Origin of the sequence: Limnobacter sp. (assembly GCF_036405155.1) — a bacterium.
Classification (GTDB): domain Bacteria; phylum Pseudomonadota; class Gammaproteobacteria; order Burkholderiales; family Burkholderiaceae_B; genus Limnobacter.
The window spans coordinates 501,317-513,839 of record NZ_DASWYD010000006.1; the positions used below are offsets into that span (position 1 = coordinate 501,317).

Genomic DNA, 12,523 nt, shown 5'->3' on the forward strand with positions numbered 1-12,523 from the left:
CGAGGATTTATTTGAAAGCAGGCAACTCTCCCAGAGACATTGCCCACACACTCGATGTATGGATTGCACTCGGAATTTCAAGAGGCCTGTTTAATCGAACAAGTCGCCGTCCACATACCACCACCGCCCGCCCTCTTTCACAAAACGGCTGCGCTCGTGCAAGCGGCTGGCCGCTGCAGTTTTGGGCTTGTAGCGCGCCACAAATTCGACGGTCGCGGTGTCGCCCTGCGCCACATGTTTCAACACCTGTAGCCCCAACCACTTGCCTTGTTCCAGGTCGGCCCGCAAATCCAATTGTGCGGGGCGCGTGGAGGCATGCCATGTGGACAACACATACTGGGACAGACCCAGCGCGTAGGCACTGTACCGGCTTCGCATCAACGCCTCGGCCGATTCAGCAACCGACAAACCGTGGTGTAGGGGCCTGCAACAGGTTTCATAGGGCCCGCGATGGCAGGGACACGACACAAGCGACATAAAAAAACAAACGTTTGATGGTTAAACAGAGTCGATTGACCGGAATTGGCACACAGTCGTGCACAAAGCATTTTAGACTGTGGGCAGGCCTGATACAGGGCCACTCACAACACAATAACAGACACACATTGCCATGAAAAAAACCATTCGAAAAACCGTGTCAGCTTTTGGGCAAGATGCCTTGGGACACTTCGATGCCACAGCGCTGGCGGAACAACTTCAAACGGGGAACACCACATCAACCGCCTTGGTTCAAGCAGCACTGAACCGTTTGATGAAGGTTGAACGGGACATTTCAGCCACGGTTTGCCTTCAGGCCGACAAAGCCCTGGAAAAAGCCGAAGCACTGGACCGTGCCGGACAGTTCTCGGGGTTTGCGGGCCTGCCCGCATTTTTGAAAGACAACATCGACTTGAATGGCCACCCCACGCGACATGGCTCCCTGGCCACCACGGCAGAGCGTAAAACAGTCAATGGGGCGGTTGCCCAACAATTGGAAAACATGGGCTTGGTGTTGCTTGGCAAATCCAAACTGCCTGAATTCGGCTTTACCGCCACCACAGAATATTCAAAGGGTGAACCTGCCCGAAACCCCTGGAATACGGGCTTTACCACGGGGGGTTCATCCGGTGGCTCTGCGGCCCTGGTGGCCGCCGGTGTCGTGCCCATCGCCCATGCAAACGACGGTGGCGGCTCCATTCGCATACCGGCCGCCTGCTGCGGTTTGGTTGGATTGAAGCCCAGTCGAGGACGTGGGGCGCCCAATGAAATGGCGAAAAACCTGCCCATCAACATCGTGTCCGACGGCGTTGTGTGTCGAAGCGTGCGGGACGCCGCAGGCTTCATGGCCTTGGTGGATCAGCACCACCCCAGCAAAACGCTCAAACCAGTGGGCCACATCAAAGGACCAGCCCATCAGCGCTTGAAAATTGGTTATTTCGTGAAAAAGATCGATGGCCAGTTCAGTGACCCGGAATGCGTGAAAGCGGTTGAACTGGCCGCACAGCTGTGCAGCGAGCTGGGGCATGAAGTCGAGCAAATCGAAATCCCCTTGTCTGCCCAGTTTGCCGATGATTTTTTGTTGTACTGGGGCATGCTGGCAGCAGCAACCCACCGCCTCGGTCCTTGGGTGATGGGCAGGGGCTTTGATCGGGATGCACTGGAGCCACTGACCTACGGTTTGTCAGGCCACTTTACCCGCAACATTTGGAAGTTTCCGTTTGCCTTGCGCCGCCTGAAAGGTTTTGCGCAGGAATATGACAATGCCTTCAATTCAGTGGATGTGCTGCTGTCGCCCACCTTGGGACAACCACCCCAGCCACTTGGGTATTTGGGCCTGGACCTGCCCTTTGAGATTGCGCGTGAACGCTTGATGAACTTTGCCAGCTACACTGCCGCACAAAACGTGGCGGGTGCCCCGGCCATCACGCTGCCCATGCACCACACTCGGCAAAACATTCCGGTGGGTGTTCATTTTGCAGGCGCCATGGGCACAGAAGCCATGCTGCTGGCGCTGGCGTATGAAATTGAACAGGCCCAGCCTTTCAGGATGATGTTTGGCGATACAAGCGACGAGGCGATTCAAACCCCGGCCAGAAAAGCCTCATAAGCGTTGGCGACAACACGGGCACGGTCCGCTTGCGGGCAATGCCCCGTGTTTTCCAGCATCACGTCCACCAGGCTTGGGTTGGCCTGTTTCAAAATGGCCAAACCGCTGGAATGCACCAACTGATCGGAATCACCCCACACCACCATGAGGGGAATACGGGCTTGGGCCACCAGTTCGTTGAGGGGTGGGTTGGTCTCCGGGTTCACGAATTCCCGAAAAATCCTGTCCTGCAGAGCCTTGTTGGCCACTGCAATCCCAGCAAAGTACTTTTGTAAAAACAGGGGCATGGGTGGGGCGGCATTGTTGAAGCACAGGTTCATCACCCATTGAAATTCGGCCAGGTTTGTGGGTGCCAACACCACCTTGTTTTCTTCTGCAAACGCTTTGCCCACAGCCGTGTGCTCAGCGCCTTTCACACCAGCCGGATTCAACAGGCAAGCGCTTTTGACAATGGGCATGGCCTGAGAATCCGACGCCAGCACACCAGCCAAATAGCCTCCCATTGAATTGCCCATCACGTGAAAATCATTCATGCCAACCGCAGCGGCCCAGCGGCGCAAACGCTCGGCTTGCGCCTCGATGTTGTAGGGTGCGCCCTCTGGACGGTCGGATTCACCAAAGCCGATCAGGTCCGGAATCCAGACGGTGAATTTCTTCATGAGTTTGGGTGCCAGCGCCAACCAGTTTTCCTTGTTGGCGCCAAAGCCGTGCACCAGCACCAGGTTGGGCCCTTGCCCCCCGTGGAAGTACACCCAGCGCCCGTCTTCCGTGCGGACAGAGACTTTGCGAAGCCCCATTTTCTTGACTTTTGAATCGATCAAACTGCGGCAGATCCAGCGCATCAAGGCATTGCTCATGGTGTTTGTCCTGTGGGGTGACGGGTTGTTGTAAGGCTTTTTCTGACACACGAACGGGTGTTTATCTGCCCATTTTTAACGATTTTATCCGGCTTAATAACACCGTGTGAATCAGCATAATTCAGTCATGGCAACGATGCTTGTGGGAAGCAAAGAAGCCGGTCAAAAAAGATTGCTGCACTGAATAGGGAGGATGTTCACCATGCGAGCAAACGAAATTCTGGAACAAATCCGCGAAGCCAACCTGTCTTACCTGCTGCTGGCCAAGCAAATGATCAACGACGACAAAGCCGAAGCCGTGATTCGCTTGGGTATTGACGAACAAACCGCCGAGCTACTCTCTGACCTGACCACAGCGCAGGTGCTGAAAATGGCGGCCAGCGACTTGCCCATGTGCAGCCTGCGGTTCACCGATCCACAAGTGTGGAAACTGGCATCGGACCACGGCAAGGACCGCAACATCTCCGGCATGCACGCCGCCATCCTGATGGCTGGCCGCAGTGTCGAGATTCAAGGCTAAAACCAGCCAATAAGAAATACACCAAACAACGCACACATCATCCAACAGAGGGGATTGATCATGGCCAAAGTTAAATCACTGATTTCAGAAGCACAACAAATCAAGCTCGCATCCGAACTGATCCACATGGACGCTCGTTTGCAGGTGCTGGAAAGTGAAACCCAATTGTCTCGCGAACGCTTGATCCGCCTGTACAAGGAGATCAAGAAGAAGTCCCCTCCCAAAGGCATGCTGCCCTTCTCCACCGATTGGTTCATGACCTGGCAGCCCAATATCCACGGTTCACTGTTCATGAATTTTTACGACGCTTGCATCAAAGCGACCGACATGGACGATGGCCAGGCCCTGGTGCAAGCCTACAAAATGTACCGCGAACAAATTACCCAACTGGGTTTGCCCGAGGTGCTCTCGATGACCCGCGCCTGGCGCTTGGTGAAGTTTTTCGATGCTGGCATGTTGACCACGGCCCCCTGCACTTGCTGCGGTGGACGTTACGTGGTGCACACCTACGACTTGGTGAAAGATTATGAATGTGGTTTGTGCAACGTGCCCTCACGGGCCGGCAAAACCAAACAGGACGCCGCCACCCGCTTCTTCAATGACGAAGCGCTGGTTGTCGCCTAAACGACCCGTTTTCTTGTTGTCATCCTCTCCTGGTCTAGTGAAATGGACCTTTCGATGCGCCTGCACTTCCCTGGAAGGCAGGCGTTTTTTTCAGGCCATGAAACGGGCCAGAATTTGCCGCGAACGGGCATCCAGTTCGGCCATGTTTTCAATGATGAACTGCATACCATTGGCGTGAGTAAGCACCAGGCGCTGACCACCCAAACGGCGAATGCTTTCCTCCGAAGGCAATTCAAACTTGCAGGGTCCACGGTCGGTGTCCAGGTTCCACACGCTGGGCGTTGAATAGGTGTTCACCGAGGTGATTTTGCGGATCACCGGGCGATATTCGCGGCGGGCCAAATGCGCCTCAACCACTTGGCGCGAAGGCGTATCCAAATCATCCAGTGAATTCAGCCACAGCAATTCCTTGCTGTACTCATCCACCAGGGAAATGCCGTTGTGTGGATTGGAAAACGGAAAAGCCAGCACGGGGTGGATGGGTTTGGCCACCAAATGCTCTCCATCCAACAAGGCCAACATGCCGTCTTCACTTTCAACCACGCGGGGTTGAGCGTAGGGGTAGGACTTATTCATACAGGGCCTGCTCCTGCTTCAGTTTTTCCTGGGCCTGGTGCAAATTCCAGAAATGGCCTTTGGCATCCAGCAGTGCTTGGTGCGGCCCCTCTTCCACCACCTTGCCGCGGTCCATGACCACAATCCGATCTGCCTTGCGCAGGGTGGACAAGCGGTGGGCAATTGCAATCGTGGTGCGCCCCATCACCAGGTTGTCCAGCGCCTTCTGAATTTCCTTTTCTGTTTGAGAGTCAACCGAGCTGGTGGCCTCATCCAGAATCAGGATTTTTGGATCAATCAGCAATGCCCGCGCAATCGAAATACGCTGGCGCTCACCGCCCGACAAACTCTGTCCACGCTCGCCCACCAGGCTGTCGTAACCATGCGGCAGTCGAAGTATGAACTCGTGCGCGTGGGCCAAACGGGCTGCGGCTATGATGTCTTCACGGGTGGCATCGGGCTTGCCGTAGGCAATGTTTTCTGCAATCGTGCCAAAGAACAAAAACGGCTCTTGCAACACAAGGCCAATGTTTTGGCGGTAGGTTTTCAGGTGAATGTTGCGAATATCTATGCCGTCTGCCAGCACCTCGCCTTCGCTGATGTCATAAAACCGGCACAGCAAGTTGACCAAGGTGCTTTTGCCAGAACCACTGTGGCCGACCAAGCCGATCATTTCCCCAGCTTTGACTTTCAGTGACACACCATCGAGCACCTGCCGGCTGCCATAGCGAAACGACACATTGCGCAGCTCCAGGTCACCCTTCAATTTGCTGATGGTCACCGGATTTTCCGCTTCGGGCACCGAGCTTTTGTAATCCAGAATATCAAAAATGCGCTTGGAGCCCGCCGCCGCTTTTTGTGTGACGGACACAATGCGACTCATGGAATCCAACCGGGAATAAAACCGGCTGATGTAGGCCAAAAACGCCGTCAACACACCCACCGTGATGTTGTTGTGCATGATCATGGAAATACCGCCAATCCAGATCACCAAAATACCCACCTCGGTCAACAGGCTGACGGTGGGTGCAAACAGCGACCAGGTTTTGTTGATGCGGTCATTCACCTCCAGGTTGCGGGTGTTGGCCGCCAAAAACCGGTTGCTTTCGCGGTCTTCCTGCGCAAAGGCCTTCACAACCCGAATGCCCGGAATGGTGTCGGCCAAAATGTTGTTGACCTCGCCCCACACCCGGTCCACTTTTTCAAAACCGGTGCGCAACTTTTCACGCACCAAGTGAATCATCCAGGCGATCAGCGGCAGTGGCAACAGGGTGAGCAACGCCAGCTTGAAATCGATGCTCATCAGGATGACGGATGTCATCACGATCATGATCACATCGGTCACAAAGTCGAGCGCGTGCAGCGACAAAAACAGGTTGATACGGTCCGTTTCAGAACTGACCCGCGAGATGAGGTCGCCGGTGCGTTTGGCTGAAAAGTAATCCAGCGACAAGCTCATCAAATGCCGAAATGTGGTGGTGCGCAAATCAGAACCGATTCGTTCTGACACCAAAGCCAGCAAATAAGTGCGCGCCCAACTCAAACCAGCCGCCACGAAAGCCGACGCCAACAAGCCGCCCAAATACAGCGCAGCCAGGTGGGTGTTCATGGGTTGCCCGTTTTGAAAGGGAATCAGCACATCGTCCATCAAGGGCATGGACAGGTAAGGCGCCACCAAAGTGGCCCCGGTGGACATCAAAGTCAGCAGCAAACCAACAAACAATTTGCCTTGGTATGGCTTGGCGAACCGCCACAGGCGCAACAAGGCGCGGGTGGACACAGGCTCTTCAAAAGCAGCGCCTTCCACATCGTCATCGGCCAACAAAGCCGGAACACCGGGGTGCGCAATGGTTGCTGTGTGGCCTGTGCCTGCTTCTGCCTGGCGAATGGCCTCTTCCAGCATGCCCACAAACTCATCCATGGCGCGGTGCAAGCTGAAACTGGCATAAAAACGAAACACGGGCCGATGGGCGCTGTGGATCAGAATCGTCGACAGGCCAGCATGGTCACCCATGACCACGCGATCAATGTCGGCCAATTTAACTTGAAAAACAGGGGCTTGAGACAGCTTGTCTAACACGATCACTTCTTGCGCGTTAAAGGCAAGGATGCTTTTGGAAAATTCAAGTCGTGTATTCATGTCGGAACCGAAAACACCCTGGGCTTCCTGCCCTCTCGTCCAGCATTCGGCCAGACGATTCAATTCCGCTTCAGACGGCGAAAATCCAACGATTTTCAATGAGATTACCCCCTCAGTTCATGAATTCGCTAATGCTACACCACTATTTCCAGCGACACGGAGTTACCATTGTTTGAACATCCAATCCTTGCGATGAACCCTGCCAAAAACGACAACATGACGCAGAAAAAACTCATCATCAAACGCACCCTGTGGTTAGACGGCCCCAACATTTGGACTTACCGCAGTTGCATCGAAGCCTTGGTCGACATTCAAGACCTTGAACAATTCCCGTCCAACCTGCTGCCCGGCTTCTACGAACGCTTAACGGCTTTGCTGCCCGGTTTGGTTGACCACGAGTGCGGGATTGGCGAGCCCGGCGGCTTCCTGATCCGCCTGCGGGATGGCACGTATGCCGCCCACATTCTTGAACACATCACCATTGAATTGCATTTGCTGGCTGGCCTGAACGCAGGCTTTGGCAAGGCCCGCGAAACCAGCGTGCCCGGCGTGTACAAAATGGTGTTCCGCACCCCCGACCGGTATGTGGGCATGGCTTGCCTGGAAGCCGCTGTGCGGCTGATTCACGCCTGCATTGACGACACGCCTTACGACCTGAAAGCCGAATTGAAGACAATTCAGCGGGTGTGCGACATGAAAGGCCTTGGCCCCAGCACGCAACACATTGTGGATGCTGCTTACGACCGACGGATTCCGTTTATTCGGCTGAACGACGGCAACCTGGTGCAAATCGGTTACGGCGAAAAGCAGCAACGCATCTGGACCGCTGAAACCTCCAAAACATCCGCGATTGCGGAAGGCATTGCCAGCGACAAACAGCTCTGCAAAGACCTGCTGTCGCAAATCGGCATCCCAGTGCCCGAGGGCCGTGAGGTGGACTCTGCCGACGAGGCTTGGGAGGCAGCCCAAGACATCGGCGTACCGGTTGTCGTGAAACCAACCGATGCCAACCATGGCCGGGGCGTGTCGCTGGAACTGAGCAAGGAACAGGACATTCGCGATGCCTATGTGCATGCAGACGAGATCGGCAGTGGCGTCTTGGTAGAAAAATTCATCGCGGGCCATGAGCACCGTGTGCTGATCATCAACAATCAGATGGTGGCGGCCACCCGGGGCGAACTGGTGTTTGTGGAAGGCGATGGCCAATCAACCCTGCTGGAATTGATTGAAAGTCAAATCAACAATGACCCTCGACGCGGCTGGGAAGAGTATTGTCCGCTCGATCCAGTGGATTTCGGACATGACCCAACAGCACTGTATGAAGTGCGTCGCCAGGGCTTTGAACCGGAAAGCGTGGTGCCAGCGGGGCACCAGGTGCTGGTGCAACGCAACAGCAACGCTTCTGAGGACGTGACCGACCTGGTGCACCCCGAAATTGCGCGGTTGTGTACATTGGCCGCCAAAGTGGTGGGCCTGGACATTGCAGGCATCGACCTGATGTGTAAGCGCATTGACCAACACCCACAGGGCCAGGCATTTGCAATTGTCGAAGTCAATGCAGGCCCAGGCTTGCTGATGCACATCAAACCCACCAAAGGCACCCCCCGCAATGTGGGTGCGCCCATCATCGAATCCCTGTTTCCAAAAGGCGAAACCGGGCGTATACCCATCATCACCTACACCGGCGGCCCTGAATTGTCCGACTTTGGTCCACAGCTGTGCGCCATGTTGGAGGACAAAGGCCACAGTGTTGGCCTGGCCTGCGAGCACGGTTTATGGGTCAATGGCAAAGCCGTACACCGCCACGACGCAGCCAATTGGGAGTCGGGCCGCAATGCACTGGTGAATAACAAGCTGAATACGTTGATCATGCAGGTTCGGCAATCCACCATTCTGTCGGAAGGCTTGCCCTTCGATCGAAACACCGTGGCCGTGGTGACCCACCTCGGACAACTGGACGGCTTGCAGGAATGGGACATCGTGAACCACGAAAAACTGTTCAATGTGACACGCACCGTGATCGACCTGGTGCTGCCCAGCGGCTTTGCCGTGCTGAATGCCGATGAAGTGTCACTGTTGCCTTTGCAGGAACTCTGTGATGGCAAGGTGGTGTGGATTTCAACCAACCCGGACAATCCTGTGGTGCGCGAACACGTCAGCAACGGTGGCATTGCTGTGGTGCTGGACGAGCATGCCGTGCAGTTTTTGGGCAACCGGGCCGAACAGGAAGAACGCAAGCCCATTCCCCTGGACCATGCCGATGACAACCCGTTGAAGCAGTTGGCCCTGGCCGCCTGTGGTTGGGTGTGCGATGTACCGCACCACCTGCTGCGTGCCGAATTGCGCAAACAACCTTGACCCCACACAGACCATGAACATAGAACGAATTCGAGCCCTGCGCGGCCCCAATCTGTGGAGCAAAAACACCAGTATTGAAGCACTGGTGTTTTGCGAAGAAAACGAACGCCTGCTGGACCGGTTTGCCAGCATCGAAGCCCGGGTGCGAACAGCCATACCCGGCATCGGTGCGCTGCGGGCCACCGGGCTGGAACTGAGCAACCTGGCACTGGCCCATATTCTGGGCAAAGTCGCATTGCGGCTTCAGGTGGAGGCCGGTTCACCAGTCACTTTCTTTCACGTGGCCGACAACCTGAACAGCGGTTACTTCCGCGTGGTGGTGCAATACGAAGAGGAAGAATTGGGGCGCGCTGCCATGGATGAGGCTTTTGCACTCATTCAAGCCGAACTGAAGGGCGAACACTTTGACACCGCTGCAGCCATTGCAAGGCTCAAAGCGCTTTATGAGGATGTGAAGCTTGGGCCCAGCACAGGCTCGATCGTGAACGCCGCCATCCGCCGGGGTATTCCGGTTCGCCGTTTGACCCAAGGCAGCCTTGCACAACTGGGCTGGGGCTCCAAGGCCCGCCGCATTCAGGCAGCTGAAACAGACAGCACCAGCGCCATTTCCGAGGCCATTGCGCAAGACAAAGACCTGACCAAACAAATTCTGGCGGCTGCCGGTGTGCCTGTACCCCGCGGTTTTTTGTGCCCCACGTTTGAAGAGGCGCTGGACGCGTTTCGCAAACTGAACCGCAAGGACATCAACAAAGGCGTGGTGGTCAAACCCAGCGATGGCAACCAGGGCAAGGGCGTGACAGTCAACATTCTGGACGAAGACCACTTGCGAATCGCGTGGGACTCCGCGAAACCCTACGGCAGCGGCATTCCCATGGTGGAGGAATTCATTCCAGGCCACGACTATCGCTTCCTGGTGGTCGGCGGAAAACTGGTGGCCGCTGCACGCCGTGAACCACCCAATGTGATTGGTGACGGCAAACACACCGTTGCTGAATTGATTGCGATTGAAAACAAAAACCCCCTGCGCGGAGAAGGCCACGGCAGTGCGTTGAGCAAGCTGCGGCTGGATGACATTGCCAAAGCACGGATTGCCAAACAGGGGTTTACACCCGACTCCATTCCGGAAGCGGGTACCCGGGTGGTGTTGCGCAACAACGCCAACCTGAGCACGGGCGGCACCGCCACCGACGTGACCGACAACGTGCACCCTGAACTGGCGCAAATGGTGATTCAAGCGGCACAACTGATTGGCATCGATGTGTGCGGCGTGGATGTGGTGTGCCAGCGGGTGGACGAATCACTGGAAGCCCAGGGTGGTGGCATTGTTGAACTGAACGCTGCACCGGGCTTGCGCATGCATTTGGAACCATCGATCGGCAAGGGTCGGGATGTGGGCCAGGCCATGATTGACTTCATGTTTGCGCCGGGCGAAACAGGCCGCATTCCGATTGTGGCAGTCACCGGCACCAACGGCAAAACCACCACGGTGCGCCTGATTGAGCAAATTTTGCGCTACCACAACCTGCGCGTGGGCTTTACCGGCACAGAGGGTGTGATTGTGAATGGCCACCTGGTGGACACTGGCGATTGCAGCGGCCCCCGCAGTGCGCTCAAGGTGTTGATGCACCCTGAAGCCGACGCTGCCGTGCTGGAGTGCGCACGCGGCGGTATGCTTCGGGAAGGCTTGGGCTTTGATATGTGCGATGTGGGCATTGTGACCAACATCGGCGAGGGCGACCATTTGGGCCTGAACTTCATCGACAGCGTTGAAGACCTTGCCCTGCTGAAAAGTGTGTTGGTCCAAAACGTGAAGCCCGGGGGTTTGTCCGTGCTCAATGCCGACGATAAACACACGGTGGCCATGGCCAAGCTCACGCCCGGTCGGGTGCTGTTTTTCACCAGCAACCCTGAAAACACGGTGGTGGCAGCCCACAAAGCCAAGGGCATGCCGGTCATTGTTCACGACGGGCGCATTGTTCACATCAGCTACGATGGTCTGGAAGAAAGCATCGACTTGGCTGACGTACCGCTGACCAACAATGGCCTGTTCACCTTCCAGGTTCACAATGTGATGTGCGCCATCGGTGCTGCCTTGGGTGTCAACGTGCCCTTCGACACCATTCGCGCAGCCCTGGCCACCTTCCAATCCACACCCGACACCGTGCCTGGCCGCTTCAATTTCTTCGACCACAAGGGCGCATCCATCATTGCCGACTATGGCCACAACCCCGATGCCATCGCCACCCTGGTCAACACGCTGAAAAACGTACCCGCCAGCAAGCGGACTGTGGTCATTAGTGCTGCGGGCGACCGGCGCGATGTGGACATCATTGAACAAGGGCAAATTGTCGGTGGTTTTTTCGACCACATCATTTTGTACGAAGACGCATGCCAACGTGGTCGCCCCGATGGCGAAACGCTCGCCCTGCTTCAACAAGGCATTGCGCAGGCTGATGCTGGCACACCGCCCACAGTGATGGAATTGCGGGGTGAATTCAATGCCATTCAAACCGCCCTGGACCAGGCCACGCCGGGCTCACTGGTGTTGGTGCTGATCGACCAGGTGAACGAGGCACTGGACTACCTCAAGCAGCACACCGTACCAGCCAAACGGGCGGCATGAGGCAGCCATGCCGCTCAGACTGCCCCGCAGATTGATCGGCCACCAGCGAACGCGTCAGGCCAATGTGCAATTGGGCATTTTCCTGGCGGCTGTCGCTGGTGCCATCAATGCGGGCGGCTTTTTGGCGGTTCACCAGTACACCAGCCACATGACCGGTGTCGTGTCCTCTCTCAGCGATGCGTGGGTTCTTGGACAACACACCGTGGTGTTGGCTGGCACGGCCTCATTGGTGTCGTTTTTGCTGGGTGCCATGCTGTGTGCGGTGCTCGTCAATTTTGCACGCAAGCGTCAATTGGCCAGCGAGTTTGCCATTCCCCTGGCCTTGGAGGCCAATCTGCTGTTGTGCTTTGGTTTTCTGGGTTCGCGGCTGGACGACTACGAGCGCTTTTACATCCCCTTGACCGCTGCGTTGCTGTGCTTTCTCATGGGTTTGCAAAATGCCTTGGTCAGCAAGTTGTCGAGGTCTGAAATTCGAACCACCCATGTCACGGGGATTGTGACCGACCTCGGTATTGAATTGGGCAAACTGCTGTACATCAACCGAACAGTGGATGTGACCACACCACCAGTGCGTGCAGACCGCGCCAAATTGCGCCTGTTGGCTGGGCTGTTGACCGCTTTTTTTGCGGGGGGATTGGCCGGAGCCTGGGGGTTCAAACAGTTTGGTTACATCACCACCGTGCCCATTGCCGCGTCGCTGTTGATGGTCAGCCTGGTGTCCATTTGGGACGATGTTCGCAAACGGCTCTGACCGCCCACA

At 56.1% G+C, this 12,523-nt stretch carries 10 protein-coding genes; 6 read left to right on the top strand and 4 right to left on the bottom strand.

Annotated elements, in window-relative coordinates; translation table 11 throughout:
- Positions 1-90: 90 nt before the first annotated feature.
- The gene (locus VGE55_RS08650; RefSeq protein WP_331131303.1) at positions 91-477 is read right to left on the bottom strand and encodes a YchJ family protein; all 387 of its coding nucleotides are present in this window, start codon (positions 475-477) and stop codon (positions 91-93) included.
- A 133-nt stretch (positions 478-610) separates the two neighbouring features.
- Here VGE55_RS08650 and VGE55_RS08655 point away from each other — a divergent pair, with 133 nt between their 5' ends.
- The gene (locus VGE55_RS08655; RefSeq protein ID WP_331131304.1) at positions 611-2,086 is read left to right on the top strand and encodes an amidase; all 1,476 of its coding nucleotides are present in this window, start codon (positions 611-613) and stop codon (positions 2,084-2,086) included.
- Here VGE55_RS08655 and VGE55_RS08660 read toward each other — a convergent pair.
- Complete coding sequence (locus VGE55_RS08660) at positions 2,059-2,943, bottom strand: alpha/beta hydrolase (protein WP_331131305.1); 885 nt, start codon at positions 2,941-2,943, stop codon at positions 2,059-2,061. The two genes, VGE55_RS08655 and VGE55_RS08660, sit on opposite strands and share 28 nt — an antisense overlap.
- Before the next feature lie 202 nt (positions 2,944-3,145).
- On the opposite strand from VGE55_RS08660, the gene flhD reads away from it, so the two are divergent.
- Positions 3,146-3,463 carry a flagellar transcriptional regulator FlhD gene (gene flhD, locus VGE55_RS08665; protein WP_331131306.1) on the top strand — a complete coding sequence of 106 codons (318 nt, stop codon included), beginning with the start codon at positions 3,146-3,148 and terminating at the stop codon, positions 3,461-3,463.
- A 60-nt stretch (positions 3,464-3,523) separates the two neighbouring features.
- Entirely contained in the window at positions 3,524-4,087 is a 564-nt protein-coding gene (gene flhC, locus VGE55_RS08670) for a flagellar transcriptional regulator FlhC (protein ID WP_331131307.1), read from the top strand.
- A gap of 90 nt (positions 4,088-4,177) precedes the next feature.
- On the opposite strand, the gene VGE55_RS08675 is transcribed toward flhC, so the two are convergent.
- Positions 4,178-4,663, bottom strand: coding sequence for a DUF1854 domain-containing protein (locus VGE55_RS08675; RefSeq protein ID WP_331131308.1), 486 nt, complete (start codon positions 4,661-4,663; stop codon positions 4,178-4,180).
- On the bottom strand, positions 4,656-6,782 hold the full coding sequence (locus VGE55_RS08680; protein ID WP_331131309.1) for an ABC transporter ATP-binding protein: 2,127 nt from the start codon (positions 6,780-6,782) through the stop codon (positions 4,656-4,658). Before VGE55_RS08680 ends, VGE55_RS08675 begins: the two co-directional genes overlap by 8 nt.
- A gap of 192 nt (positions 6,783-6,974) precedes the next feature.
- Here VGE55_RS08680 and VGE55_RS08685 point away from each other — a divergent pair, with 192 nt between their 5' ends.
- From VGE55_RS08685 to VGE55_RS08695, 3 genes are read left to right on the top strand one after another with little or no spacing between them, the layout of a single operon-like run.
- Positions 6,975-9,140 (top strand): cyanophycin synthetase family protein, encoded by a 2,166-nt coding sequence (locus VGE55_RS08685; protein ID WP_331131310.1) that lies wholly within the window; start codon positions 6,975-6,977, stop codon positions 9,138-9,140.
- 13 nt (positions 9,141-9,153) lie between these two features.
- Positions 9,154-11,763 (top strand): cyanophycin synthetase, encoded by a 2,610-nt coding sequence (cphA, locus tag VGE55_RS08690; protein ID WP_331131311.1) that lies wholly within the window; start codon positions 9,154-9,156, stop codon positions 11,761-11,763.
- 7 nt (positions 11,764-11,770) lie between these two features.
- Entirely contained in the window at positions 11,771-12,514 is a 744-nt protein-coding gene (locus VGE55_RS08695) for a YoaK family protein (protein WP_331131312.1), read from the top strand.
- Positions 12,515-12,523 lie beyond the last annotated feature (9 nt).

What these genes read in the sequence shown, in the direction of transcription:
- VGE55_RS08650 (WP_331131303.1), bottom strand. Translation starts at nt 477, where the DNA reads ATGTCGCTTGTGTCGTGTCCCTGCCATCGCGGGCCCTATGAAACCTGT.
- VGE55_RS08655 (WP_331131304.1), top strand. Translation starts at nt 611, where the DNA reads ATGAAAAAAACCATTCGAAAAACCGTGTCAGCTTTTGGGCAAGATGCC.
- VGE55_RS08660 (WP_331131305.1), bottom strand. Translation starts at nt 2,943, where the DNA reads ATGAGCAATGCCTTGATGCGCTGGATCTGCCGCAGTTTGATCGATTCA.
- flhD (WP_331131306.1), top strand. Translation starts at nt 3,146, where the DNA reads ATGCGAGCAAACGAAATTCTGGAACAAATCCGCGAAGCCAACCTGTCT.
- flhC (WP_331131307.1), top strand. Translation starts at nt 3,524, where the DNA reads ATGGCCAAAGTTAAATCACTGATTTCAGAAGCACAACAAATCAAGCTC.
- VGE55_RS08675 (WP_331131308.1), bottom strand. Translation starts at nt 4,663, where the DNA reads ATGAATAAGTCCTACCCCTACGCTCAACCCCGCGTGGTTGAAAGTGAA.
- VGE55_RS08680 (WP_331131309.1), bottom strand. Translation starts at nt 6,782, where the DNA reads ATGAATACACGACTTGAATTTTCCAAAAGCATCCTTGCCTTTAACGCG.
- VGE55_RS08685 (WP_331131310.1), top strand. Translation starts at nt 6,975, where the DNA reads ATGAACCCTGCCAAAAACGACAACATGACGCAGAAAAAACTCATCATC.
- cphA (WP_331131311.1), top strand. Translation starts at nt 9,154, where the DNA reads ATGAACATAGAACGAATTCGAGCCCTGCGCGGCCCCAATCTGTGGAGC.
- VGE55_RS08695 (WP_331131312.1), top strand. Translation starts at nt 11,771, where the DNA reads ATGCCGCTCAGACTGCCCCGCAGATTGATCGGCCACCAGCGAACGCGT.